The 24,882-nt window shown below is 44.3% G+C and carries 23 protein-coding genes; 4 read left to right on the plus strand and 19 right to left on the minus strand.

All coding sequences use genetic code 11. The annotated features are described in order from the left end of the window. Window positions 1-160: 160 nt before the first annotated feature. From M4S28_RS19640 to yiaK, 13 genes are all read right to left on the minus strand, one after another. On the minus strand, window positions 161-1,360 hold the full coding sequence (locus M4S28_RS19640) for an MFS transporter (protein WP_249633595.1): 1,200 nt from the start codon (window positions 1,358-1,360) through the stop codon (window positions 161-163). Window positions 1,361-1,449: 89 nt separating this feature from the next. Then, a complete protein-coding gene (locus tag M4S28_RS19645) occupies window positions 1,450-1,773 on the minus strand; it encodes a hypothetical protein (protein WP_017072596.1) in 324 nt (107 codons plus the stop codon). 10 nt (window positions 1,774-1,783) lie between these two features. After that, the gene (locus M4S28_RS19650; protein ID WP_249633596.1) at window positions 1,784-2,653 is read right to left on the minus strand and encodes an L-ribulose-5-phosphate 3-epimerase; all 870 of its coding nucleotides are present in this window, start codon (window positions 2,651-2,653) and stop codon (window positions 1,784-1,786) included. 9 nt (window positions 2,654-2,662) lie between these two features. Beyond that, window positions 2,663-3,421, minus strand: coding sequence for an IclR family transcriptional regulator (locus tag M4S28_RS19655; protein WP_017065667.1), 759 nt, complete (start codon window positions 3,419-3,421; stop codon window positions 2,663-2,665). 7 nt (window positions 3,422-3,428) lie between these two features. Next, window positions 3,429-4,115 carry a 3-keto-L-gulonate-6-phosphate decarboxylase UlaD gene (locus tag M4S28_RS19660; protein ID WP_249633597.1) on the minus strand — a complete coding sequence of 229 codons (687 nt, stop codon included), beginning with the start codon at window positions 4,113-4,115 and terminating at the stop codon, window positions 3,429-3,431. Next, window positions 4,108-5,601 carry an FGGY-family carbohydrate kinase gene (locus tag M4S28_RS19665; protein ID WP_249633598.1) on the minus strand — a complete coding sequence of 498 codons (1,494 nt, stop codon included), beginning with the start codon at window positions 5,599-5,601 and terminating at the stop codon, window positions 4,108-4,110. Before M4S28_RS19665 ends, M4S28_RS19660 begins: the two co-directional genes overlap by 8 nt. After that, on the minus strand, window positions 5,601-6,089 hold the full coding sequence (locus tag M4S28_RS19670) for a NanQ anomerase/TabA/YiaL family protein (RefSeq protein ID WP_009845885.1): 489 nt from the start codon (window positions 6,087-6,089) through the stop codon (window positions 5,601-5,603). Before M4S28_RS19670 ends, M4S28_RS19665 begins: the two co-directional genes overlap by 1 nt. A 48-nt stretch (window positions 6,090-6,137) precedes the next feature. Beyond that, complete coding sequence (locus tag M4S28_RS19675) at window positions 6,138-7,001, minus strand: Cof-type HAD-IIB family hydrolase (RefSeq protein WP_012600144.1); 864 nt, start codon at window positions 6,999-7,001, stop codon at window positions 6,138-6,140. A 10-nt stretch (window positions 7,002-7,011) separates the two neighbouring features. Further along, a complete protein-coding gene (locus tag M4S28_RS19680) occupies window positions 7,012-7,722 on the minus strand; it encodes an L-ribulose-5-phosphate 4-epimerase (protein ID WP_017096280.1) in 711 nt (236 codons plus the stop codon). Window positions 7,723-7,817: 95 nt separating this feature from the next. Next, entirely contained in the window at window positions 7,818-8,792 is a 975-nt protein-coding gene (locus M4S28_RS19685; protein WP_249633599.1) for a DctP family TRAP transporter solute-binding subunit, read from the minus strand. 21 nt (window positions 8,793-8,813) lie between these two features. Next, window positions 8,814-10,094 carry a TRAP transporter large permease subunit gene (locus M4S28_RS19690; protein WP_017078566.1) on the minus strand — a complete coding sequence of 427 codons (1,281 nt, stop codon included), beginning with the start codon at window positions 10,092-10,094 and terminating at the stop codon, window positions 8,814-8,816. Next, a complete protein-coding gene (locus M4S28_RS19695) occupies window positions 10,094-10,582 on the minus strand; it encodes a TRAP transporter small permease (RefSeq protein ID WP_012600147.1) in 489 nt (162 codons plus the stop codon). The genes M4S28_RS19690 and M4S28_RS19695 overlap by 1 nt, the downstream gene beginning before the upstream one ends. A 24-nt stretch (window positions 10,583-10,606) precedes the next feature. Then, entirely contained in the window at window positions 10,607-11,608 is a 1,002-nt protein-coding gene (gene yiaK / locus M4S28_RS19700) for a 3-dehydro-L-gulonate 2-dehydrogenase (RefSeq protein WP_017072586.1), read from the minus strand. A 427-nt stretch (window positions 11,609-12,035) separates the two neighbouring features. On the opposite strand from yiaK, the gene M4S28_RS19705 reads away from it, so the two are divergent. The 3 genes from M4S28_RS19705 (at window position 12,036) to M4S28_RS19715 (ending at window position 15,983) form a co-directional block, all read left to right on the plus strand. After that, complete coding sequence (locus M4S28_RS19705) at window positions 12,036-13,217, plus strand: glycerate kinase (RefSeq protein WP_249633600.1); 1,182 nt, start codon at window positions 12,036-12,038, stop codon at window positions 13,215-13,217. 199 nt (window positions 13,218-13,416) lie between these two features. Then, the gene (katE2, locus tag M4S28_RS19710) at window positions 13,417-14,868 is read left to right on the plus strand and encodes a catalase KatE2 (protein ID WP_139683731.1); all 1,452 of its coding nucleotides are present in this window, start codon (window positions 13,417-13,419) and stop codon (window positions 14,866-14,868) included. A 242-nt stretch (window positions 14,869-15,110) separates the two neighbouring features. Next, window positions 15,111-15,983, plus strand: a complete 873-nt coding sequence (locus M4S28_RS19715) for a patatin-like phospholipase family protein (protein WP_108086817.1) — start codon at window positions 15,111-15,113, stop codon at window positions 15,981-15,983. Window positions 15,984-16,103: 120 nt separating this feature from the next. Here M4S28_RS19715 and M4S28_RS19720 read toward each other — a convergent pair whose 3' ends face one another. From M4S28_RS19720 to M4S28_RS19730, 3 genes are all read right to left on the minus strand, one after another. Then, window positions 16,104-17,096 (minus strand): 2-hydroxyacid dehydrogenase, encoded by a 993-nt coding sequence (locus M4S28_RS19720; protein WP_017081793.1) that lies wholly within the window; start codon window positions 17,094-17,096, stop codon window positions 16,104-16,106. A 223-nt stretch (window positions 17,097-17,319) separates the two neighbouring features. Beyond that, window positions 17,320-17,652, minus strand: a complete 333-nt coding sequence (locus M4S28_RS19725; RefSeq protein WP_009845875.1) for a TehB family protein — start codon at window positions 17,650-17,652, stop codon at window positions 17,320-17,322. A 66-nt stretch (window positions 17,653-17,718) separates the two neighbouring features. Continuing rightward, window positions 17,719-18,522, minus strand: a complete 804-nt coding sequence (locus M4S28_RS19730) for a ferredoxin--NADP reductase (protein ID WP_249633601.1) — start codon at window positions 18,520-18,522, stop codon at window positions 17,719-17,721. A gap of 343 nt (window positions 18,523-18,865) precedes the next feature. On the opposite strand from M4S28_RS19730, the gene yihG reads away from it, so the two are divergent. After that, window positions 18,866-19,810, plus strand: a complete 945-nt coding sequence (gene yihG, locus M4S28_RS19735; protein ID WP_249633602.1) for a 1-acylglycerol-3-phosphate O-acyltransferase, YihG family — start codon at window positions 18,866-18,868, stop codon at window positions 19,808-19,810. A gap of 151 nt (window positions 19,811-19,961) precedes the next feature. Here the strand turns inward: yihG and M4S28_RS19740 are convergent, their stop codons facing one another. The 3 genes from M4S28_RS19740 to glgX all read right to left on the minus strand — a co-directional run bounded on the left by M4S28_RS19740 (window position 19,962) and on the right by glgX (window position 24,787). Continuing rightward, the gene (locus tag M4S28_RS19740) at window positions 19,962-20,684 is read right to left on the minus strand and encodes a tRNA (adenine(22)-N(1))-methyltransferase (protein ID WP_249633744.1); all 723 of its coding nucleotides are present in this window, start codon (window positions 20,682-20,684) and stop codon (window positions 19,962-19,964) included. A 128-nt stretch (window positions 20,685-20,812) separates the two neighbouring features. Beyond that, window positions 20,813-22,555: a sensor domain-containing diguanylate cyclase gene (locus M4S28_RS19745; protein WP_249633603.1), complete on the minus strand. Its 1,743-nt coding sequence runs from the start codon at window positions 22,553-22,555 to the stop codon at window positions 20,813-20,815. A gap of 258 nt (window positions 22,556-22,813) precedes the next feature. Further along, window positions 22,814-24,787, minus strand: coding sequence for a glycogen debranching protein GlgX (glgX, locus tag M4S28_RS19750; protein WP_249633604.1), 1,974 nt, complete (start codon window positions 24,785-24,787; stop codon window positions 22,814-22,816). Window positions 24,788-24,882 lie beyond the last annotated feature (95 nt).

Here is a 24,882-nt window from a genome sequence, read left to right on the forward strand (position 1 = left end):
TCAAACTAACGTCAGAAGCACTAAATTTATTTACCTTCCCCATTCCACCTTCCCTTTCTCTACCCTGACTTTTATGCCAATCAGGCCGACTTTCTAGTCATCGACTTAGTTACTGAATCAAGTGATTGACTAAACCAAGTTACCTATCTAAGCCAACAGTTTAAACACGATGCTTTAAACTAGACCAGTACAAAACTATCATTAATACATACGCTAATGCGGGCGCAATATAACTCGTACTCAGCGAAAGCTCATCAATCAAACTCGCCTGTACGAATGGTAAAACAACCCCTCCAATTGAACACATAATGAGAATTGCTGCCCCTTGTGAGTTTTGCTTACCTGATGCATGTAGCGCTTGTGCGTAAATGATAGGGTAGAGTGCTGAATTACATAACCCTACGACAAGCATCAAATAGCCAATCCAAACATAATTTTGATAGACCGCAACGGCACTAATCAAAGCTGCAATAACGCAAGACAGTGAGAAGAGATAGTGCTTGTTTACAGTGTTTCCAAACTTGGCGAATAACACTCTTCCAACAAACATTAATACCCAATAAAGAGCGATGATCTGTGTTGCGAAGACCAAACCAAGGTCGCCATATTGCTGGTCGGCAAGATACGCAATAGTAAAAGTACCAAAACTGACCTCTACACCGATGTACAGCAACAGTACCAACGCTAACTTCATAAACTGCTGATTTTTAATTAGAAGCCTTAACCCTCGCCAAAAGCCAGTCATCTGTTTTGGTTTGATATCTGGAAGCGTCATTTTGCTAAAAAATACCAGTAAGCCGAAAAAGAACAGGGCGATGAGTAAGAACAGAAGCGAAACTTGATGGGCGGTGTTGTCGACGTTAAAACTTGCTGCCACAAGAATGACAGCGGTAAGCACTAGCGGACCAAGCACAGTGCCAACGGAGTTAGATGCTGTTGCTACACTTTGACGTATAACACTCTTATCGGGTGTCGAGAGAAGTGATACGTAAGGTGAACTCACTACTTGAATTGCTGACACACCTGAGGCCATCAATAAGATCCCGATGAGTGTTGGAACAAGCTCTTCTCCTCGTACTAAATATGCCATCGCTAGACAGCCCAGAAGGCACCAGATCAAGCAGAACTTCAGCGTAGTTCTATAGCCAATTTTTGCCATGACAAATGACGTTGGAAGAGACACCGTAATTCGGGTGATAAAAAAGGCCATGGGAAATAGCATCGCCATTTTATAATCGAGAGAGAAAGCTTCTTTGTAATGTGGAATTAGCGAGTTACTTGAAACGGTAATTAAACCCCAGATAAAAAAGATCAGAGACAGTAAGACCAGTGGGGCATCTTTTAACGGGAATACTCTCATAGTGATTCCTTATTGATAGCGATAAAAAAAGCAGAAGATGATCTTCTGCTTTTCGATTGAGACTTTACGGTGTATTGCCTATTAAGCTGTTAATCACGAACGAAATTGATGTGATGAACATGAATGTTGTATTTCTCAATAATCACCTTCGTCGCATGCATGCTTTTGATTCGTTGTTCAGAATCTAAAGCGGCTGCCATTACTGATTCGTTCTCGTAGCTGTGCTGCATCATCAGCAGTAGGTTTTTATGGCTCTCAGCTTCAATCGCTTCAGGTTTGTTCAGCGTTAGCCCTTGGTTATTCGGAAATGTGCGAATAATAGGCGCGACTTCGTTTTCCATGTATTGGTAGAAGTCTTGCTTCTGTTCTTCAGTTAAATCGGCTTCAAAAAAAGCGGTGCGAAAAATAGTCATGGTCGTTTCCTTACAGTTCAAAGCCAGATTGGTTTGCGATAGATTTCAATTTTGCTTTCGCTTGTTTGATATCTTCGAACCAGTTGTCATTTTGAGCCCACATTTCAATCACTAATGGTGCGCTGTAATCAATTTCAGCAAGTGTTTTGAAAATAGCAGGGAAGTCGACTTGGCCTTCACCAATCACCAGATCTCGGAACTGACCTTTACAGGTTTCTGAAACTCGTAGTGTGTCTTTAAGGTGGATTTGTACTAGGTGGTCACGGCTCAGTTTTAGCTCGGTACACACATCGTAATTCCAACCTGAGATGTTACCGACATCTGGGTAAGCCATGAAGTAAGGCGATGGGATCTCACGCTTTAACACTTCAAACTTGCTCAGTGAGTTCAAGTAAGGCGTATCCATGATCTCTACACCTAACATGATGCCTGCGCGCTCTGCCATTTTGGTGGCTTGCTGCATACCTTCAATGAAGCGAGCGTGAGTTTCAGCCGATTGTGGCTCGTAGTAAACGTCATAGCCTGCCATTTGAATACAGCGAATGCCAAGCTTGTAAGCCAATGAAATCGCTTTTTCCATGATGATCAGCGATTCAGTGCGGATACCGTCATCCATTGAGCCAAATGGGAACTTACGGTGCGCGCTCAAACACATCGATTGGAATGGCATTTGATGCTTTTCACATAGGCGGCGAAGTTCATAAATCTCTTCGTCTGACCAATCTAAACGAGCACGTCGCTCGTCGGTCTCATCGACTGAAATTTCTACAAAGTCGAAGCCAGCTTCTTTGGCGTGAACCAAACGCTCTTCCCATGTAAGGGTGGTTGGCATCGCTTTTTCGTAAATACCTAATCTGAATTTGTTTTTAGAATCAAACATTCTTTTTCCTTAAAAGAGTTGTTGTTCTATACGCGTTGTTATGTCTTGAATTCTGCTAGCAATTTCTTCGTAGCCGAGAGCTTTCATTTTTGGCGTAAGCGAAGAGACGCTAACCGCGTATACAGGAGAATTGTTCTTGTCAAAAATAGGGACAGCAACACAAGAAATACCTGCTTCGTTCTCTTCATCATCGAGCGCATAACCACGGCTCTTAATTTTATCGAGAACACCAAAAAATTGAGACTTGTCGAGAATCGTGTTTTCAGTCAACGGCTTCATTGTGCTGACATTGCGTTTCCAATAGGTTTCTCGAACGCTGTCAGAGCTAAATGCTAAGTAACATTTTCCTGCCGCTGAGCAGTACATTGGAGAATGCAGCCCTACGTAGGTTCGAGTTCTAAAGGAAGAATTAACGGGTTCAAACTTGTCTTTAAAAATGATGTTGTCAGCATCAAAAGAGAGGAAGTTAACCGTTTCATTCACATCGTCGAGTAGCTCAGATAGGTATGGCTTAACGGTGCCAGTGACATCAGAGTTGATAGCAGCGTGTCCAAGCTGAACCAACTTCATTGTTAAGCGATATTCTTTACCTGAACACATTTGAGCAACATAACCAGAGGCTTCAAACGTTGCTAAAATACGATGGACAGATGACTTGTTGAAGCCAGTCCCTTCAGACACTTTTTGTAGCGAAACGCCATTAGGATAATTCCCAAGGAATTCCAATACGGTCAGTGCTTTAGACAACGATTTAATTTGCTCGCTCATATATGTGCTACCAGTGTTTACCTATTTCAGTATGGAAGTTTTCTGCGATGTCACGTCCATTGCTACCAGCTAACGCTCGGCCAGCAATAAATGACTTTGCAGACAGATTCTTAAACAAATGCAGATCGTCAGGAACAATACCACCAGTAATGGATAGTTCAATTCCAATATCCGATAATTTCTGCATTTTTATCAAATCTTCTTCGGTCCAGCTCACACCAGCAAGCTCCGCATCACGTGAACGGTGATAAATTGCTTGTTTAATGCCCATGTCGACCCAAGCTTGCGCATCTTCCATTGTCCAGTGTCCATACAGCTCAATTTGCACTTCGCCGTCGAATTCATCCGTTACTTTCTTCGCTGAACGAATAGTTTCGATGTGTGCGGCTGCACTTACTGTTACCCAGTTAGCGCCGGCATCCATCGCCAGACGCGTTAAAATGGCGCTGGCATCGGTGATTTTCATGTCACAGACAATGATGTGATTTGGGTATTTTTCTCGTAGGATTCTTACGCTATCTACGCCGTGGGCGAAGGCTAAAATCGTCCCGATTTCAATTACATCTAACTTATCTGCAACATGCTCTATTGAGGCTAATGCCGTGTCGATATCTGTGGCATCAAGAGCCATTTGTAGCAACGGCTTAGATGATTTGAACAAGGGTTTAGATGGTTTTAATACAGTGCTAGACATCTATTTCATCCTCAAATTGTTTAAACAACTGCACCAGTCTTTGATAGTGCTTATATTTCTTTTGGTATATATCGTAGTGTTTAGGATTCGGCTCGACACGTGACGTAGAATTAGTGATCGCTTGAGTACATTCTGCTAATGAAGCGAACTCACCTGCGCCGACCATTGCCATCATTGCGGCACCTAATGAGCCGGTTTCATCTACGTCTGATATTTCAACGGCCATGCCGGTAAGGTCAGCCAGCATTTGCATCCATACAGGGCTAGATGCAGGGCCGCCTGTCACTTTTAGTATGTTGGCTTTTGGAAAACGCTGACGCATACGTTCTAGGTGAATGTTGTGACAGAATAAAATGCCTTCCCAAATGGCTTGAATTAGGTGCCCTTTAGTATGGTGCGATTGCAGACCATAGAAGCCTGACTTTAGGCCAAGCCCTTGGTTTGAACCGTAAAGGAATGGCACAAAGTAGATACTGCTTGATGCCGGATCTAATGCTTCCACTAACGCTTGATTTTGCTGGTGGTTAATCTGGCCATTTTCACCAAGGTAGTCGGCGAACCATTCATAATTACCAGCAGAAGTTGGGCTCGCTTCGTGAATGATGTATTCGTTATCGACGGCGTAATGGCCGTAAACAAAGTTGTGGCTTTCTTGCGTTACTTGCTTTGATATGCCAGACGTTACCGCCCATGTTCCCATCACGTAATTCAGGGTATCTTCTGAAGAGTTGATTCCAGAACAGATCGCGGTAGACACAACATCAAACAAACCGCCGAACACAGGTGTACCTATTGCTAGTCCGGTTTCATTAGCAACGGCCGCAGTGACTTTCCCTGCTTGCTGTTGAGGTTTTACAACGGGTGGTAGCGCATCCCAAATTTCTTCGATGCCAAAGGTTTCCAGAAGGGCTTTGTCATACTCACCAGTGATGGAGTTGAAAAAATTACTTTCTGAAATATTGGTCAGTTCTGCTGCGACTTCGCCCGTTAAGCGATAACGAAGGTAGTCGTGAGACATCATCACTGCGCCAATGTTGTTGTATCGTTCGGCATCGTTCTCTTTGATCCAGCGAATAATCGATACAGGGTGACCTGTCCACAATGTTTGCAGTGTGGTTGGATAGATCTCTTGTGCTTTACCCTGTTCTAGCCACTCTTTAACGATAGGCAGTGAACGCGAGTCAGAAGACATAATGCCGTGGCCGAGGTTTTGTCCCTCTTTATCAAGAAGGTAAACGCCTTTGCCTTGGGCTGAAATGCTCAAGCCTTTGATAGAGGTCGGTTCTACTTTTGTGGTCTCTAAAAGCTGCTTAATGACATCGACAGCGTTACCCCATAGTGCGTTTAGGTCGCGTTCTACCCAACCTTGTTTTTCGTTGATGACGCTCGCCGATACGCGGGCAAGACGTTGTTGTTCACCTTTTGCGTTAAACAACGCGGCTTTCATAAAAGTGCCGCCAGAATCAATTCCAATGTAGTAATTCATTATTTGGCTTCCAGTAAATCGTTGTGAATTTTCACCACCAGTTTTCTAACGGGTTGGCTGTCATCATTTTCAATATTGGTGATATGCACGATATTTGGTGTGAATAAATAAAATTGATTGCGTTTTGCATGAATGAAGCTGAGTTCAATTCCTGGGTATTCGTAAAACTGAAGGTCACGTTCTTGGTTATAAGGTTGTGCGTTGCTGTGTTCGCCAGTGTCGATCGCCCATGCCATCACTTCAGAACCTTCGAGAATGATCTGCAAGTCAGAATGGTATTTATGGACTTCAGGTTGGAAGTTTCCTAGAGGCTCTTTGTCATATTCCAATACAACAAACCATGCCTGTTTTGAATCAAAACCAGGAAGTTCATGGCGACCTAATGCGAGTTTTTCTTGGTCGAGACTGTTCAAGTACTCAAGCACGTTTTGAATAACGACAGGGTACGACTTACTGATCTGCGTAGGTTGAGTATTTCCGACTAGCATAAAAATTCTCTTTAAATATAAACAGCTTAATAAAGCCGGTGCTTTAAATTAATGGGCACTAAATAGGTCTTGTAAAAGCGTAGCTAACCCTGTCTTATCGTCATTGTTTTTAGGCGTGATCAGGTTGGCTGAGCTTTTTACGGTGTCATCTGCATTTTGCATTGCGATGCCAAGTCCTGCTGCTTTAAGCATCGAAATGTCGTTGTGGTTATCACCAATCGCGACACACTGCTCTAGGCTGATACCGAGCGGCTCAATGTAGCGAGTCAATGCATTACCTTTGCTATTACCTGTTGCTGCGAAATCGACACGATCAATCCAAGACCGCTCGCCATTGAAGTTTTCTTTCACAAAAGGAATTTCTGCGAATGTGTTTACTTCACCTTCAACGACAAACTTCCACACATACTCTGAAATTTGTGCTTCATGTTGGAAGTCGTCGACCTTTTGAATGTTTGGTCGCTGGCTTTCTGGAAAGGTTTGAGACCACGTCAGTAGCGCTTCCATGTATTCAATAGGGCGTGCTCTCGAGTAAAGCATTGCATCACGCACATACATCACCATCTTTAGATCATGAGCTTGAGATAGGGTGATAAACTCAGCCGCAATTTCTTTGTCGATTGCGTTTTCTTGAATGACCGTATCGTTCTGGTAATCAAAGATGTAAGTGCCATTGCAACAAATTATTGGCGTCGATAAACCAAGCTGATCGTAATAAGGTTTTGCCGCGACATGATGGCGACCCGTAACGATAACCACATGAGTGTGTTGAGCGACTTGCTTGATGGCTTCGACTAACTCTTGGCTAATAGTGTGCTGCGAGTTGAGCACCGTCCCATCGAGATCTAACGCCAATAGCTTGTGCTTATCCAATTTATGTTTATAGGACTTATGCGGTGATGACTTATGCATGTGCGAGGCCTTACTTCTGTCCGTAGTATGAGTTCTTGCCGTGTTTACGGTTGTAGTGTTTATCTAGCAGCTCAGGTTGGATCGCTACTTCTGGACTGATAGCGCGAGTGGCTGTTGCCATGGCTGCAATCTCTTCCATTACCACTGCATTGTGCACGGCATCTGAACCATCCTTGCCCCATGTAAATGGTGCGTGGCCTGCGATGATGACACCTGGCATTGCTTGCGGGTCGATATCACGTTGGTTGAATTCTTCGATGATCACTAAGCCTGTGTTTTTCTCATAATCCGACTCAATCTCAGCTTTTGTTAGCAGGCGAGTACAAGGTACATCACCGTAGAAGTAATCGGCGTGTGTTGTGCCCAGCGCTGGAATGTCTCGGCCGGCTTGTGCCCAAATTGTTGCGTTACGAGAGTGTGTGTGAACGATGCCGCCAATGGTTGGGAAGGCTTTGTAAAGCTCAATGTGCGTAGCCGTGTCGCTTGAAGGGTTCAGCTTGCCTTCAAGGCGGTTGCCTTCTAAATCGAGAACAACGATGTCATCTGCCGTCATTACATCGTATTCAACACCTGACGGTTTTATTGCAATCACGCCACGTTCGCGGTCGATTTCAGAGACATTGCCCCAAGTGAAAGTCACTAAGCCATATTTAGGAAGTTGCAAGTTTGCTGCGAACACGCGTTCTTTTAATTCTTGGTATGTTTTTTGTTCTTGAGACATTGTGTTTGCCCATGTTGTATTGAGTGAATGACGAGCGGATTGCCTAGCTAAATTCCCTAGCTAAAAAGAGGGCTAGGCAATCGCACTCAATCGCGTTACTTAGCTGCTAGCTTGATCTTGTTGATCATCACATCGCCATTTTTCTCGATGTATGCGCTCCAAACAGGCTGGATAGCTTGTTGGAAAGCAGCACCATCAACGTCACGGTTTACTTGCATTCCGTTCGCTTCTAGTTGAGCAATCATATTGTCTTCTTTTTCAATGCTTAGCTCACGTTGCATTGCAACCGCTTCAGCAGAGACTTCTTCAATGATTTTTTGCTCGTCTTCCGTTAGCTTGTCGAACTTACGTAGGTTCATTGTTAGAACTAGTGGTGAGTAAGCGTGTTGTGTAAGGCTTAGGTATTTTTGTACTTCGTCAAACTTGAAAGATAGCGTTACAGAAATTGGGTGGTCTTGAGAGTCAACAACGCCGGTTTCAAGTGCTGTGTAGAGTTCTGATACTGGAAGTTGTTGCGGGTTCGCACCTAGCTCGTTGAACATGTCGTTTAGCGCTTTCGAGCCATTCACACGCATTTGTAGGCCTTCAACATCTGAAGGAACACGAATAGGTTTTTCGTTGTTGGTCATGTTGCGGTAACCATTTTCAGGGAAACCAAGACCTTTAAGACCGAATTTTTCAAAGTTCGCTAACACTTCTTTACCCGGCTCGCCGTCCAGTACTTTGTATGCTGTTTGACGATCTGGGAACATGAACGGCAGAGTGAAGGCCGCTGATTCAGGCATTAGGCCGTTGTAGTTGTTCAAACCAACCATCGCTAAATCAACGATGCCAGCACGTGAACCATCGATCATTTGCTTATCACTGCCCAATTGACCTTGTGGGTAGATGTTTACTTTGATTTCGCCGTTTGAACGAGCTTCTACTTCTTTCTTAAAGAACAAAGATAGGTCTTGTTGCAAATCCGACTCTGGTGCAGCGTGCGCCAGTTTTAGAGTCGTAGCGGCAAAAGCGCTAGAGCTCATTGCGATAGTCGAAGCGAGTAGAGTAAGTTTTAGTAGGGTTTTCATTATTATTTTCTCCGTCGAGGATTAACCAATGACAAACGACATTGGCACAGTGATAATGCTTGGGAAGATGACAAACAGTGTGAGCAGAGCCATGTAAGCTGCGATGAAGGGCAATACACCTTTCACTGCGGTCGACATTGGTACTCTCGCTACACCACACACTACGTTTAGTACGGTGCCTACAGGAGGCGTAATCAAGCCAATTGAACAGTTAATAACGAACAGTAGGCCGAAGTACGTTGGGTCAATTCCAGCCATCTTGATGACAGGCATTAAAAGGGGTACAAGGATTAGAATCGTTGGGCTCAAGTCCATAACCATGCCGACACAAAGTACGAGCAACATAATTACTGCCATTAATAGGCGTGGGCTATCCACCAGTGGACCTAACATTTCTGCGAGTTGTTGAGGAAGCTGAGCAACAGTAATTAGCCAAGCTGCAACCATTGCACAACCCACCAAGAACATAACCATTGCTGTCGAGCGACCTGCGTTCAGTACGATGTGGTAGAACTTCTTAATCGAGAGCTCTTTGTACACAAACGTAGATATGAAGATTGCGTAAGTTGCGGCTACTACAGCGGCTTCTGTTGGCGTAAAGATGCCGAAACGAATACCCACAATAATGATGACTGGCAGCATTAAGGCCCATACACCTTCTCTAAGTGCTGCGCGTTTTTCCGCTTTTGTCGCTTTTTCTGATGTCGCTAGGTTTTCTTTGCGAACTGTCCAGCGCCACACAAACATCAATGTCATACCCATTAACAGGCCAGGAACGATGCCGCCTAGGAATAGGTTTTTGATCGAGATACCGCCAGCAACACCAACAAGAATGAGTGGGATTGAAGGTGGAATAACGGGTGCGATGATACCGCCTGAAGCAAGTAAGCCCATTGAAGGTGCTTCTGGGTATTTCGCGGCTTTCATCATTGGGTAAAGAATACTGACCAAGGCTGCTGCATCTGCTACAGCTGAACCAGAAAGGCCAGCAAGCAGTACCGAAGTCATGATAGCAACGTAACCTAAGCCACCTTGACGGTGTCCCACGTAAGTGGTTGCTAGGCGAACTATACGCTGCGATAAACCACCCGATGCCATTACTTCACCCGCAATGAGGAAGAATGGAATGGCAAGCAGAGTGAAGCTGTCGACACCATTAATTAAAGACTGCGCAAGAATGTCTGCACTAAAGAAATCCATGTGAAGCATCAGCGCCATTGAAGACAATAACAATGCAAACGCAACAGGAAGACCAAGTAAGATTGAGACAATCAATACCGATAAGAAAATGGCTAATGTCATTATTCTTTCTCCTCATCTAAGCTATCTAGCTGCCAGTCGGGCTTGAAGATTCGCATAAAGGCAATCACGCCCATTAACAAACCTGACACCACACCGGCTAAGTAAAACAATGCTGAAGGAAGCCCTGTAAGCTGAGAAATATCTGACCAATTAGACATCATTTGACGGTATGAACCGACGTAAAGCATGCCTACAGAAATCAGTACTATTACCCAGCAGATGCGTCTTAGTACGGGTACTGCTTTTGGAAAAAGTCGTTCAGAAAATTCCGCAACAGCGAGGTGCTCACCTCGGCGCAACACAACGGCAGCACCGAGCATGACAACCCATACAAGACCAAGGCGAGATAGTTCTACAGAGGGACGAAGACCAGAAGAAAAGCCATAACGTAAAACTACGTTAGTAAATACGAGCGCAACCATACAGGTCAGAATGACCGCCATGATGACATCGATACTTTTCCAAATACTCTTTAATACACTTTGCATAAAGCTTTCCCTACCTTTGGCTAATTACAGAGACGTAATTTGTTCCCAAATCCCATCGTTTATTTCAATGCCGCCAGCTGCTTCGTGTTTCTTGATGAAGTTTTCAATTTCAGAACCAGCAATCATCACTGAACCCGTTTCTGCAGGCTCTGACTCAAGTACGTAATCGCGGATGCGCTTCATCTCTTGTGCGTAAGTGCTTTGATCCATTGTCTTGCTTAAGTCGATAGCGATAAGGAATTGAGATACACCAAACTCGCCACCCATATCTTCAGTCAGTGCTGGTACTGAGTGGCCACCAGTGATTGCCGTTAGCATCATGTCCAGTACGATTGCCATTGATGAGCCTTTCCAGAAACCCATTGGAAGTAGGCGTTTGTTTTCCCAAAGTACATGTGGGTCTTTAGTGAGTTCACCTTCGTTGTCAAAGCCACCAACAACAGGTAGTTCTTTGTCAGCAAGCACGAAGTTTTGTAGCTGGCCGTAAGAAAATTGGCTCATTGAACAGTCAACAACTACGGGTGGATCGCCCGCAACCGCCATGATGAGAGGGTTTGAACCAATACGGTGATCTTTACCACCCCAAGCAGGCATTACTGCGATTGAGTTTGTTGACGCAATTCCTGCAAAACCTTCACGTGCCATTTTTAATACGTAAGCACCGCCACGCATCCAGTGGTTTGAGTTACGCATACCGACCATGCCAATGCCGTAATCACGAGCCAATTCCATTGCACGTTCTGCACAGATAAGGCCGTTAAGAACGCCAGGACCGTAGTTACAATCCCATTGCTCTAGAGCACCCATGCTGTTAACGCATTCAGGTTCAGCATTTAATTTGATCTGACCTTTATCTACTTGGTCAATGAACACTGGAAAACGGTTGATGCCATGTGAGTAAGTACCCTCGTTTGCCATTTCAACAAAGCCGGCTGCAAGCTTGGTTGCCATCTCTGGTTTCATGTCGCGAGCCAAAAGGATTCGTTCGTATTCTTGTTGTAGTTTTTCTGTTGATACTAAAGGCATCTGTGTTCTCCGATAAGTTGAATTCCATAATACGGAATGAATTATTATTTTTATTCCGAAAATATTCTGTGAGCAAAGTTACGAAATATTTCCTTATTAAGTTTTTCTCTAATAACTGTTGGTAGGTTAAAAAATGGAACAAAAAGATTCCACAATTCCGCAATGCGAAACAAAAAGCGTGTTCAGGATCTGGTTTCTACGACTAATTAAGTCGGAATTCGATAATTTGGCGGGATCAAACTTGTCAAAATATGGGTTATGAGCAAACAGTAACTTTACTGAATATAAAATAGTGGCGTTGAAATCTGAGGTTTTGGTCAAATTCGGAAAGGGAAACACGCACAATTGCCCCCTCTTCTATATAGTGGTTTTGTTGTTTTTAGACTATTTCTTGGTAGATATTTGTGAAGTATTGGAGCCAGCTTCTATGAAAATTGTTATTGCACCAGACTCGTTTAAAGAATCTCTATCTGCTGTATCGGTGGCGGCGTGTATTGAAAAGGGCTTTCGTAAAATCTTCCCTGACGCTGAATACGTGACCTTACCTCTGGCCGATGGCGGCGAAGGGACTGTGGATGTATTGTTACAAGGATTAGTGGGGCAGAAGCGAACACATCAAGTGGAAGGGCCGTTGGGCGCATTGGTTAATGCTGAATGGGCGATGCTTGAGCCATCCGATAGCAACCCGAACAAAACGGCATTGATTGAAATAGCTGCTGCATCGGGCTTGGATTTATTGAAACCAGAGCAGCGTGTTCCGTTGATTGCTTCTTCATTTGGCACAGGGCAATTGATTTTGGAAGCGATAGAGCAGGGTGCTCAAACCATCATTCTTGGATTGGGTGGCAGTGCGACCAATGATGGTGGCGCGGGTATCGTTCAAGCTCTAGGTGGGCGCTTGTTAGATAGCAAAGTGCAAGATGATGATGGACAAGAGCTTAACCGAGGTGGTGCTGCACTTGCAGAGCTCGCATCAATAGATCTTACCGGCTTAGATTCACGCTGTGCTGATATCGAGTTAATTGTGGCGTGCGATGTCGATAATCCGTTGTGTGGTGACAACGGTGCTAGCCATATATTCGGCCCACAAAAAGGGGCGACATCCGAACAAGTCTTGATGTTGGATAAGGCGCTAGCGAATTTTGCTCAAATCGCTGAATCGCAAGGTTGTGTTGGTGGTGAACCCGTTCAAGAGCGTGCTGGTTATGGCGCGGCTGGTGGCACGCCGATGGGACTTGGTCTGCTATTTAATATGCAGATTAAACCGGGGATTGAGATGGTGCTTGATGTTCTTCAAGCCGATGAAGTACTGAAAGGTGCTGACCTTGTGATTACTGGTGAAGGGCAAATGGACAACCAAACGCTACAGGGGAAAACACCTTACGGCATTGCCAAACGTGCGAGCTTACAAGGTATTCCCACCATAGGAATTGCTGGGTCATTAGGTTCTGAAGTCGAAGCCTTATATGGTGAAATGAGCAGCTTGTTTGGAACGGTACGTTCTCCTCAACCACTCAATCAGGTACTGCAAGAGGCCGAAATGAACCTAACCAGAACGGCAAGAAATATAGCAGCGACGCTCAAGCTAGGAAGAAAGATACTTAGCTAATCAGTGTGTCACATCGTTGTTTCTAAGTTGGCCGATTAATAGGTTTTATAGATTATAACGATAAATACAAACGATTATATTTTATGCCATTAGAGGTCTATTCTATATCCATAGTATTTTAGGGGCTTTTGAAAGGGAGCCAGTATAAATATCAAGGTGCACTACTATTGCTGCACCTTTGGACCTTAAGGAATAGATCATGAGTAAAAAACTAACTACAGCTGCGGGTTGTCCTGTTGCTCATAACCAGAATGTTCAAACTGCGGGTAAACGCGGGCCTCAACTGCTTCAAGATGTTTGGTTTTTAGAAAAAATGGCGCATTTTGACCGCGAAGTCATTCCAGAGCGTCGTATGCACGCGAAAGGTTCAGGCGCTTACGGTACATTTACCGTTACACACGACATCACAAAGTACACCAAGGCAAAACTGTTCTCTGAAGTGGGCAAAAAGACCGACCTGTTTGCACGTTTTACAACGGTAGCGGGTGAGCGTGGCGCGGCTGATGCAGAGCGTGATATCCGCGGCTTTGCATTGAAGTTTTATACCGAAGAAGGCAACTGGGATATGGTGGGTAACAACACGCCCGTGTTCTTCTTACGTGACCCTCTTAAATTCCCAGACCTAAACCATGCGGTTAAACGTGACCCGCGCACCAATATGCGCAGCGCGAAGAACAACTGGGATTTCTGGACCTCTCTACCTGAAGCGCTTCACCAAATCACCATCGTAATGAGTGACCGTGGTATTCCTGCGACTTACCGTCACATGCATGGTTTTGGTAGCCACACGTTCAGCTTTATTAACGCAGACAACGAGCGTTTCTGGGTGAAATTCCACTTCAAATCTCAACAAGGTATTAAGAACTTATCTGATGCAGAAGCCGGACAATTGATCGGTAATGATCGCGAGAGCCACCAGCGTGATTTATTAGACAGCATCGACAACCAAGATTTCCCGAAATGGACGTTGAAAGTACAAGTGATGCCAGAAGCGGACGCAGCGAAAGTGTCTTACAACCCGTTCGATCTTACTAAGATCTGGCCACATGCGGATTACCCATTAATTGAAGTGGGTGAGTTTGAATTGAACCGTAACCCACAAAACTTCTTCGCTGAAGTTGAGCAGTCTGCATTCAACCCTGCAAACGTGGTTCCGGGTATCAGCTTCTCACCAGACAAGATGCTACAAGGGCGTTTGTTTGCTTACGGTGATGCGCAGCGTTACCGTTTGGGTGTTAACCATCAGCATATCCCAGTGAACGCACCTCGTTGCCCAGTTCACAGCTATCACCGTGATGGTGCGATGCGTGTTGATGGTAACTTTGGTAGTACATTGGGTTATGAGCCAAACAACGAAGGTCAATGGGCTGAGCAACCAGACTTTGCTGAACCGGCATTGAACCTAGATGGCGCAGCGGCGCACTGGGATCACCGCGAAGATGAAGATTACTTCTCGCAACCGGGTGACTTGTTTCGTCTGATGACGCCAGAGAAGCAAGCGATTCTGTTTGATAACACTGCCCGTAACCTAGGCGGCGTTCCTAAAGAGATTCAACTGCGTCACCTAAGACACTGTTACAAAGCCGACCCTGCATACGGTGAAGGCATTGGTAAACTGCTTGAAATCGACGTGAGCGAATTTAAGTCGTAATCAATAAACTCGTTTAAATAGTCAGAAGGCCGCTGAGTTAATCACTCAGCGGCCTTTATTGATCATGCGAGTATTAGTTGGCCTCTATTCGCGATCCATGTGAGTAGTGCGAATTTCCTGAAGTTCAGTACCATTTCTACTGATAGTTTTTACCTATCGAATTGATAAATATATCCCATTATCTTTATAAGATGGACGGGATTATCCTACGGCTATCAGTTCATAAAGTAATAGAGTTTGAGATGAGTAAAAGCGCATTAATTGTTGAAGGTGGGGCAATGAGAGGCATCTTCGCTGCCGGAGTGTTGGACGCCTTTATGCAAGACGATTTCCGTCCCTATGATTTTGCCATCGGTGTATCTGCGGGCGTGTCAAACCTTGTTGGTTACTTATCTCAAGCGCCAAAGCGCAGCTATAACGTGATTACTACCATGGCGACCGACAAAACCTTCTTTAATCCAACTCGCTTTGCCAAAGGCGGTAACTTGGTGGACGTGAAGTGGTTGTGGGATGAATCTAACCAACGTTACCCACTCGATTGCGGTCAGCTGTTTTCAAGTATCCCACTCATTGCTGCTGTAACAAACGTCGATACTGGCAGTGCGGATTACTATCATATCAAGCCAGAAAACCTCTCTAACGTGGTGGAAGCGACAACCGCGCTACCTATCGCTTACCGTGAAACGCCGTGCTTCTCTGGTGGTTGTTATACCGATGGTGGTGTAGCCGATTCAATTCCGGTTCGTGAAGCATACCGTCGCGGCGCACGAGACATTACGGTGATTCTTTCTCATCCTTTGAGTTACCGAATGAAGCCTCAAAAGCATCAATGGATGCTGAAAAAACTATTAAAGAAATTCCCTAACATTGCAGAATCGATGGCAGTGCGTGCTGAAAACTACAACCAGTCTCTGGAGTTCATTCGTAACCCACCCAAAGATGCGACCATTAAAGTGATAGCGCCGCCAGAAGCGTTCGCAGTGAAGCGACTGACTATGGATCAAAGTACTCTTAATGCCGGTTATGAGATGGGTGTTAAAGCAGGGGAAGAGCACCTTTCTATTCGAAAAGGCGTGTATGGTTTAGACACCGAAGATTGCCATTTCTGCGTCTAGGAACTGTTTTAGAATACTAGATAAACGAAAAAGCCACGCTGTTCACTTAGGAATAGCGTGGCTTTGTATTTGTGGAGCTAGTTTGTTTTTAACTCAGTCTGCTATTAACTCAGTCTGCTATTAAACGAGTTCGTTGCCGCTGGTGTTGCCAGTAAAGAAGGCATCAACACTGGTGAGCGTTGTATTGGCGATGTTGAACAATGCATCTTTAGTCAAGAAGGCTTGGTGACCAGTGAACAATACGTTGTGACAAGCAGATAGGCGACGGAATACGTCATCGACAATCACGTCGTTAGATTTGTCTTGGAAGAACAACTCTTTCTCATTGTCGTAAACATCAAGACCAAGCGCGCCGATTTTGCTTTGTTTGAGTGCTTCAATTGCAGCAGTTGAATCCAGCAGTTCACCACGACTGGTGTTGACGATCATCACGCCATCTTTCATTTTGCCAAATGCCGTTGCATCCAACAGGTGGTAGTTCTCTTTACTCATTGGGCAATGCAAAGAAATCACGTCAGATTCTTGGTAAAGCTCGTCGAGTTCTACGTATTTAGCACCCAGTTCTTTTGCCAATGGGTTCGGGTATGGGTCGTAGCACAAGATGTTCATGCCTAAACCTTTCAGAATACGCATCGTCGCTAAGCCAATCTTTCCTGAACCAATTACACCAACGGTTTTACCGTGGAAGTTGAAGCCAACTAGTCCCTCAAGAGAGAAGTTCGCATCACGAGTACGTTGGTATGCTTTGTGTAACTTGCGGTTCAAACACATCATCATGCCGACCGTGTGTTCTGCTACCGATTCTGGTGAATAAGCAGGAACGCGAACCACTTGTAGGCCAAACTCTTTGGCTGCGTCTAGGTCGACTTTATCGAAGCCCGCGCAGCGCATCGCAATCAGCTTAGTGCCGCCTTTTGCTAGAATCTCTAGCACATCTCGCGATAGGTCATCGTTTACAAACGCACAAACGACTTCGTTGTCGTGCGCCATTTTTGCTGTTGTTGTAGTGAGTCGAAAATCGTGAAAATGGAACTCGGCGTTGAGTTCGCCTTTTGCAAGTTCAAATGATTTTTCGTCGTATGATTTTGAGCTAAAAAAAGCAATGTTGAGCATGGCTTCCTCTCTTACCTAAAATATAAATAATCCACTGATTCATTATCTGAAACGGGATTAAAACTAATAACTTTGTCCAGTGTGCTAGAGTTTTTTTGTCTTGTCTATCACCATTAGTCACTGTAATTACTATGGTTATTTGATCTTCTATCATCACTTTTTGAACATCGGAAATCACACTACGAAGTAGCTTGCTTATAAGTTCATCAATATTGAATGGATCTTACTTTCGGGTGTTGAACATCTTCTTGGTCTCTTTCTCAGACCAGAAGTTAATGTTGAATTGTGCGTCGTCGCTAAGCTCTACTCGATGCCAATATTGAGGCGGGCTTGTGGCAAATTGCCCAGCTTCGATTGTGATTACACTTTCTGGTTCTGTCGCTTCTGCATCGGCAAAACCGTAGAAGGTGACGGTGCCTTCCATTACGCAGATCTGGCCGAATACGCCTTCTGCGGTGTTATGGTGATTAAGCAATGCAGCCGGTATGTTGTCTTTGGTGAAAAATGGCGTTGAACGTTGAATTTTCCAGTGTGACGGAATACGTAAATGACTCATATAAAACCTCTTATCTGTCTGTATTTTGAATACAAGCTTTAGCTTTGATGGAATTGGTGACTGTGATTACCAGTAGTTTTCACTGCTGAATTGGCCGGGCTTTCGGCGTAAGTGCTTCTCGAAACCTAAGCTGGTTAGTGCTTCGCTCGTGTCACGAACCATTTGCGGATTGCCACAAAGGTAGAAAAAACTGCGGGTTTGATTGAAAGCGACAGACGTGGTTTGCTCAAGGTCGCCTCCAAGTAACAAGCTTGGGATTCGTCCGCGCAAAGTTCCGGTGACTGATTCTCTAGAAATAATTGGCACATATTGTAGTTTCCCTTGGAAGTGATTAACGAGTTGAGCGATACGGTCTCGATAAGTCAGGTCTTGTTCTGTTCTTACGGCATGAACCAGTACAAGGTTTTTGAACGAGGAGACTTTTTCAGATTCAGAGCCGTTTTGCTGCTGTATCTGCATGCTTTCGAGCATTGAGATAAAAGGTCCAACGGCCGTCCCGGTTGAAAGCATCCATAGATCGTCGGCTATCTCTGGGATCTCATCTAAGGTCATAAAGCCGCTTGGATCTTTGCCGACAAAGATGTCATCGCCTACCTTCAACTCATGAAGTTGAGGTGAAAGCTGACCGTTCTGATCCTTAATAATCAAAAACTCTAGGTGTTGGTGACCTTGTTCGTGCTCTGGCGCATTCACCATCGAATAGGCTCGCCTTACGAACCCATCCTCACTGTTAAGCAAGCCAAGTTTCGTAAACTGACCCGCTTGATAGGGAGAGACGGGAGCACTGACTTGGAGCGAGAACAGTTGATCTGTCCACTGTGTTTTATGTAAGACTTTGCCAGTTACCAAACCATGAGGAATATCTGTCATATCATCACCTTTACTTAGAGAAGTTATCTCATTAAGGATACTCAACTATTTACACTTTGGAGTTGCATGTACCATGCCATTAGTGAGAATGCTTATCAATACTGATAATTCGGTGAAAATGAACTTGAATGATGTCAAATAGACTTTGTATTTACTGTGTCTAAATGACATCTTTATTGTTTTTTGATGTGATTCCTTGTGATTAAGAACGATGAGTTGCTCTATGGACACAGACCAAAATTGATACAGTGGTTTGACCCCCAGGGTATTCAACCAATTACTAAAGAGAATATTTTACAGATGAGTATAATGTCGGCTTTCGATCTCAATATAGCCGTGTTTTATGCTTGATAATCTTCGTATGGTCTTGAACGTATTGTTCGTGACTATCAATACCGCAATGACTGCGTTTACCGTGAGCTTCTTTGGCCTCATCAAACTGATTCTTCCAATCTCTATTGTTCAAAAGTCATGTACTCGTTTAGCGAATTTCACGTTTTGGTGTTGGGCTTCGCTTAACCTTTGGATGTTGAATGTGAATAACGATATCGAGTGGCAAGTCGAAGGAGGGGAAGATATCTCGACCAAGCAGTGGTACCTGATGATGTCGAATCACCTGAGCTGGGCGGATATCGTGATCTTGTCTTCAATCTTGAAAGACAAGATGCCGATGACTAAGTTCTTCCTTAAGCATGAATTGCTGTATGTCCCTTTTGTTGGGTTGGCCTGTTGGGGCTTGGATATGCCCTTCATGAGACGTCACTCGCGTGAGTTTTTGATTCGTAACCCTGAGCGTCGTAATGATGACTTCGACGCAATCAACAAGGCATGCACCAAGTTCAAATGGGCACCAACGACATTGGTCAATTTTGTCGAAGGGACACGTGCAAATCACGAGAAACTGGCGACAGCGAAAACACCGTATCGACATCTACTCAAGCCAAAAACCGGCGGTGTGGCGTTTGCTCTGTCTGCAATGGGCCCAATCTTAGATGGTATCGTCGATGTTACTCTGGCTTACCCAGAGAATCAGACATCTCCGTTTGAAGACATGCTGAAAGGTAAGATGAAAAAGGTGGTCGTGCGTATTAAATTGCATCCGATGGATGAGAACGTGAACGGCAATTACTTTGAAGACAAAGCGTTTAAGCGCCGTTTCCACAGTTGGTTGAATAACACGTGGAAAGAGAAAGACGAGTATCTCGATACGGTTTATGCTCTTGATACGCTCTGTGAGGTTGAAACGATTGATGGGCTTGATACGGTTCATAAGAAGCAAGATCAGTAAGATCAAACCAAACAAATAGCATCAAAAAAGCCGATAGTTCATTGAACTGTCGGCTTTTTTATTGAATCGGTTTGATCGGCTTGAACAGTGAAGTTAGTGCTTACTATGTTCTTAATTCTTTAAAGTGAAGATACTCAAAGAGAATGCAAAGCTAAATCGCTTGGTAAGCATCAATGATGTGCTTCACTTCGCTAGGCTTACCTTGCTTCTCTTGTCCTTGATGGATACGTAAGTAGTGCTTCAATGTTTTGGCTTTGTATTGCTGTGATATCTTCATTTGCTCATCACAACTTGGCGTCCAGATCTTGTCGCCGACGCTTGATATCTCGTTAACGTTTTGGCTCTTTTCTGCATCACCTTGGTTATTACTCACCAATAAAATTTCGTAGTAACGACGGTTTTCTTGAATCAACACTTCATCAATAAGACCGAACTTGAGCGCTTTTAAATGGCTTCTTAGCTCGAACTGCTGATGGACTGGGCAAAGCAAAAAATCGATATCTTTGTCTGGATGTTGGCGATGAATGTCGTCGACGAGCTTCTGAGTGAGATCGCCACCGACGCCCGCAATAATAACCAGGTGTTTACCAGTATGTTTCTGGAGCGGAATAGCGGCGACATCCATGCAGTAAACTTGCCATTGGCTGGTAACCGTTTGTTGGTCTGAATTATCTTGGGGAAAGTAACGAGTTAGCTTGTCTTCTAGTTCATTCATCAGAGACGGGACAATATCGACAAAATGAATCTGAGGCGCTTTATTATCCGACAACAGTTGAACACCCAAAAAGCCATGATCACAGCAACAGTCCCAAATGTGCTGGTAGTCATTGCTGACAAGGGAGTGGAGAGTTTGCAGTCGGTTACTTAGCTTCATAAGATTCGTGTCGTTAGAAAGGGGATATTGTCGTGTCGAAGGCGCATTGTAATGACTTTCCATAAAAACAAAAGCACCTAGGGTGTGAATCCTAGATGCTTTGTGTGCACATACGAATCTGTGGCGTGTTATGAAGCTTGCGCGATAGCTCTAATATGTCCTTCCACTCGGTTCTTTCCGAGCTGTTGAGCGATGAGTTTTGCCTGTTCTGCAAGCGCTAAAGCCGAATCTGTTTCACCTTCTATTTGCGAGAATCCGACGCTGACACCTAATGATAACGTGATATCTGGCGTGGCAATGGCTTGCTCACTAACTTCAATTCGACATTGGTCTAGCTGGAATTTGGCATCCTTTACATCATTTGCTTTGAACAATACAGCGAACTCCTTGCCTCCAATACGTGCAAGACAAAGCCCTTTAGGCTTAGGGAAGTATGAGCGTATCGCTTCTGCAGTCAGCTTGATCATCTTGTCACCAACCGCTTCACCATAGGCGCGATTAACGTGGTCAAAGTTATCGATGTCGAGCAGAGCAACATAGGTATCTGGCTCGTCGGCGTAGTTTTCCAATGCGATATTGAAACTGCTTTTGTTGTCCAACTGAGTCATCAGGTCTTTACTGCTCAATTGATGGTGGAGCAGTAAATTAGACAGCGAGACCTCGGTGTAATCTCTGATCATACGCAGAATACTCTGGCTGATCGGTAAGTTCGCGTTCACATAAAGCACTGCGACCAACTGTTTGCGAGAGTGCAAAGGAATGCAGTAGTGACGTTGGTGTATTTTGAGTTTACATGCCAGAGGATCGGCGTACTTACCACTTCGATAAGCCATGGTGTCTGGTGTAAATCGTTCTGCAAGGGCTTTGTCACAATGTACCGTTGATTTGTTTCCGTGATAGTCGATGGTACTGAATGCGTGGTTTTCAGGCTGATAGAGACAGAATTGAATGCCTTTTTGGTAAGTAAAGCTATCCAGTATGGATTTCAACTCTCGCTTAAAGCTTACGAGGTCATCGACCTTATTCAGTTGAGATAAAGATACGTTCAAGCGATAAGACAAATAGTTTGCCCCAACCCACAAAAGAATCAGAGAACCAAGTACGACACCAGTTAATGTGAATTGATATGAGCTGGTTAGGATATCGTGACGATCAGTACCTGCGATGAACACCCAGTTCAAGCTATTGTCAGCATCGAATACCGATATTTTGAAGTTATCTTGATAGTAGTATTCGTGTTTACCGACGGTTTCGCCTTGCGAGAGTTGGTGGCTTATTCCAGCGTGGTAGCTGATAGATTTAGAGCCGATACGTTTCGGATTAGGGTGAAAGACAAGTCGTTCTGTTGCTCGATCAACTACAAACACATAGCCGTGATTAAGCGTTTTTAAGTCTCTTAACCCTTGGGTTGTGTGCAATAGATCAAACTCAATCCATATCTCTTCGTTCAATCTTTCTGCTGTATGTTTCACCGCGAACACCCAACGACCATCGGGCTTTTGATAAATAGAAGAGATATAAAAATCCTCCACAACACTGTCTATTGGGTTCCATTTGATGGAGCCAACTTGTTCGTTGGAAAGAGGTAAGCCACGACTTGATATATATTGTTGGGTTTGAGGTTGGTATCGAACGATATCAGAGAAGTTAGGTGTTCTTTTTAGAATGTTATCACTCAGTTCTCTGAACTTTCGATCACCGATTGGAGCCGTTTGAGGTAAGCCTAGACTGGTTTCTAAAAAATAGAGCTTGCCAAATGTGGCTTCGATGTTGGAACGAATCGTGGAGCTTGCGATTCGAATATTTGATGATGATTGTTCGGTTGCTGCTGTTTCTACTTTTTCAAGCTGAGCCACAGCAAGATAGAGCATCCCTCCAGTTAATAAAATAATGTATGGTTTAAAAAGCCGAATTAATGTTTTAGGTAAAGCCATGATATCCAAAGACGTTATAGATTCATTTTTATAGTACGGCCATACTAAACAGTTTTCGTAATCACATCAATGCAAATGATTCCATATAAATGAATGATTTTTGTGATATTCGGCTAACAAAAAAGCCAGTTATAAATATAACTGGCTCTTATGGTTTCTGGTGATTTATTAAGCTGGCTTAGCTTTCAACTCAACTCAACTTAAATCAGTCTTGTCTGGCGAATAGTGCAGAATCGCCATTGAAGCTGGAGATAACAGCATTTCACCTTCAGCATGACCTGGTTTTACATTTCGTAGGTTAGTATCGCAGATAGTCACCCAGTTTTGCTCACGGTCACTAGGTAAAGAAAAACGCGCTGGTGCGTTGGTTTGGTTGATCAGATAAATCAACTCGTCACCATTTTTACCAATACCTAAATGCAATGCAACTGAGCTTAAACGGTTCCAATCATCATGTTCCATGAGAGTGCCATCGACACGGCTCCAGAAGATGCGGTTAGAGTTACGCTTTTCGCCACTGAATGCCTTAATAAAAGGCACCATGTATTGCTGACGTGCGGAGATCATCTCAGACAGCCAAGTCTTGAAGTAAGTCTTACGCTCTGAATCTTCCCAGTTCAGCCAGCTGGTTACGCCGTCTTGGCAGTAAGCGTTGTTGTTACCCTTTTGAGTATGAGATAGCACATCAGCCGTCAAAATATGCGGAATACCAAAGGCGAACAACAGGCTTGCCATGAAGTTACGCTTCTGTTTTTCACGTGTTGCGACGACCAAGAGGTTCTCGGTTTCGCCTTCAACGCCATAGTTTTCAGAGCGATTGTCGCCGTGTCCATCGCGGTTGTTCTCACCATTCTCTTCGTTGTGCTTATGTTTGTAAGAAACAAGGTCCTGCATGGTGAAGCCGTCATGGTAAGTGATGTAGTTGACGGTCAATTTGTACGGCCAATGAGCAGCACTGTAGATATCACGCGATCCCATCAAGCGAGTTGCAAACTCTTTCAGATAGCCTTGATCACCGCGCCAGAAGCTGCGTGTAATGTCTCTGAGCTTGTCGTTACACTCATTCCAACCTAAAGGAAAATTACCGACTTGGTAGCCATTCGGGCCGATGTCCCAAGGTTCTGCAATTAACTTAGTTTCTTTAAGTACCGGATCTTGAGCCACAGCTTTAAAGAATGCGGCCTCAGGATTGTAATTATCGCCTTCACGGCCTAGCGTTGCTGCTAAATCAAAGCGGAAGCCATCAACTTTAAACTCACTAACCCAATAGCGAAGCGTATCCATCACTAAGTTGAGTGCTGGCTGGTGGGTTAGGTCGACCGTATTACCGCAACCAGTAAAGTTCGCATAATGACAACCATGTTTAATGTAGTAGCGACTATCCAGTGCTTTTAGGTTGAAGGTAGTTCCACCTTCGCCGCCTTCTGCTGTGTGGTTGTACACGACGTCTAGAATGACCTCGATGCCATTGCGGTGCAGTTCGCGAATCGCAGTTTTGAGCTCATTCACGGCGTCCTTTTCGGCGTAGCGTGGGTCAGGCACCATGAATAAGTATGGGTTGTAACCCCAATAGTTCACTTTCCCCATATCTAGTAGGTGAGGCTCATGCATGCACGCAGCAATAGGTAAAAGTTGTAGAGAGTTGATATTTTGCTGTTTGTAGAACGCGAGCATTTCAGGGCTAACTAACCCTAAGTAACGGCCTTTAGTATGGGTCGCGACTTCAGGGTGAAGCTTCGATAGGCCTTTTACATGAGTTTCGAAAAGAACGGTCTCTTCTCGGCTAATACGCGGCTTGTCTACATCTTGCCAGTCGAAAGTGTCATCAATAACGACACATTTCGCCATCGAAAAGCTTTTTTCATTGGTATACGGTGTGACGTAATCGAGCGGTTCGCTGATTGCTTTAGCGTAAGGGTCTGAAAGCAGAATTGGCCCATTTTCAGTTTCAGCAATGAAGCCGTATTTTTGTCCTGCTTTTATTCCGTCGATAAACACATATCGAATATCAGCGTATTCATTTTCCAATTTATATGTGGTGAACTCATCGTTCTCGTCAAAGAGAGCGAGGGAAAGGGATTTACAGTCAGGAGAATAAATTGAGAAGTTGCAGCCAGTGTTACCTAGCGTTGCGCCTAGTGGATAAGGGCGAGCGAGCGTTCTAGTCATTGCTTGATTTCTTGTTCGTTTATCGACATCAGTGAACTATAAGTAAAAAGCTTTGTCACAATAAGGTCAAGCAACTTCACAGATTAATTACGGTT

The sequence above is a fragment of the Vibrio sp. J383 genome (assembly GCF_023503985.1).
In the GTDB taxonomy this organism is placed as follows: Bacteria; Pseudomonadota; Gammaproteobacteria; order Enterobacterales; family Vibrionaceae; genus Vibrio; species Vibrio splendidus.

Excerpts from the sequence above, each read along its gene's own strand:
- M4S28_RS19670 (WP_009845885.1), bottom strand. The coding sequence starts at position 6,089 with ATGCTAGTCGGAAATACTCAACCTACGCAGATCAGTAAGTCGTACCCT.
- M4S28_RS19665 (WP_249633598.1), bottom strand. The coding sequence starts at position 5,601 with ATGAATTACTACATTGGAATTGATTCTGGCGGCACTTTTATGAAAGCC.
- M4S28_RS19690 (WP_017078566.1), bottom strand. The coding sequence starts at position 10,094 with ATGACATTAGCCATTTTCTTATCGGTATTGATTGTCTCAATCTTACTT.
- yihG (WP_249633602.1), top strand. The coding sequence starts at position 18,866 with ATGCTTGATAATCTTCGTATGGTCTTGAACGTATTGTTCGTGACTATC.
- M4S28_RS19675 (WP_012600144.1), bottom strand. The coding sequence starts at position 7,001 with ATGCATAAGTCATCACCGCATAAGTCCTATAAACATAAATTGGATAAG.
- M4S28_RS19695 (WP_012600147.1), bottom strand. The coding sequence starts at position 10,582 with ATGCAAAGTGTATTAAAGAGTATTTGGAAAAGTATCGATGTCATCATG.
- M4S28_RS19725 (WP_009845875.1), bottom strand. The coding sequence starts at position 17,652 with ATGAGTCATTTACGTATTCCGTCACACTGGAAAATTCAACGTTCAACG.
- M4S28_RS19730 (WP_249633601.1), bottom strand. The coding sequence starts at position 18,522 with ATGACAGATATTCCTCATGGTTTGGTAACTGGCAAAGTCTTACATAAA.
- M4S28_RS19650 (WP_249633596.1), bottom strand. The coding sequence starts at position 2,653 with ATGTTTGATTCTAAAAACAAATTCAGATTAGGTATTTACGAAAAAGCG.
- M4S28_RS19655 (WP_017065667.1), bottom strand. The coding sequence starts at position 3,421 with ATGAGCGAGCAAATTAAATCGTTGTCTAAAGCACTGACCGTATTGGAA.
- M4S28_RS19705 (WP_249633600.1), top strand. The coding sequence starts at position 12,036 with ATGAAAATTGTTATTGCACCAGACTCGTTTAAAGAATCTCTATCTGCT.
- M4S28_RS19660 (WP_249633597.1), bottom strand. The coding sequence starts at position 4,115 with ATGTCTAGCACTGTATTAAAACCATCTAAACCCTTGTTCAAATCATCT.
- katE2 (WP_139683731.1), top strand. The coding sequence starts at position 13,417 with ATGAGTAAAAAACTAACTACAGCTGCGGGTTGTCCTGTTGCTCATAAC.
- M4S28_RS19740 (WP_249633744.1), bottom strand. The coding sequence starts at position 20,684 with ATGAAGCTAAGTAACCGACTGCAAACTCTCCACTCCCTTGTCAGCAAT.
- M4S28_RS19715 (WP_108086817.1), top strand. The coding sequence starts at position 15,111 with ATGAGTAAAAGCGCATTAATTGTTGAAGGTGGGGCAATGAGAGGCATC.
- M4S28_RS19685 (WP_249633599.1), bottom strand. The coding sequence starts at position 8,792 with ATGAAAACCCTACTAAAACTTACTCTACTCGCTTCGACTATCGCAATG.
- M4S28_RS19720 (WP_017081793.1), bottom strand. The coding sequence starts at position 17,096 with ATGCTCAACATTGCTTTTTTTAGCTCAAAATCATACGACGAAAAATCA.
- yiaK (WP_017072586.1), bottom strand. The coding sequence starts at position 11,608 with ATGCCTTTAGTATCAACAGAAAAACTACAACAAGAATACGAACGAATC.
- M4S28_RS19745 (WP_249633603.1), bottom strand. The coding sequence starts at position 22,555 with ATGCTCTATCTTGCTGTGGCTCAGCTTGAAAAAGTAGAAACAGCAGCA.
- M4S28_RS19640 (WP_249633595.1), bottom strand. The coding sequence starts at position 1,360 with ATGAGAGTATTCCCGTTAAAAGATGCCCCACTGGTCTTACTGTCTCTG.
- glgX (WP_249633604.1), bottom strand. The coding sequence starts at position 24,787 with ATGACTAGAACGCTCGCTCGCCCTTATCCACTAGGCGCAACGCTAGGT.
- M4S28_RS19680 (WP_017096280.1), bottom strand. The coding sequence starts at position 7,722 with ATGTCTCAAGAACAAAAAACATACCAAGAATTAAAAGAACGCGTGTTC.
- M4S28_RS19645 (WP_017072596.1), bottom strand. The coding sequence starts at position 1,773 with ATGACTATTTTTCGCACCGCTTTTTTTGAAGCCGATTTAACTGAAGAA.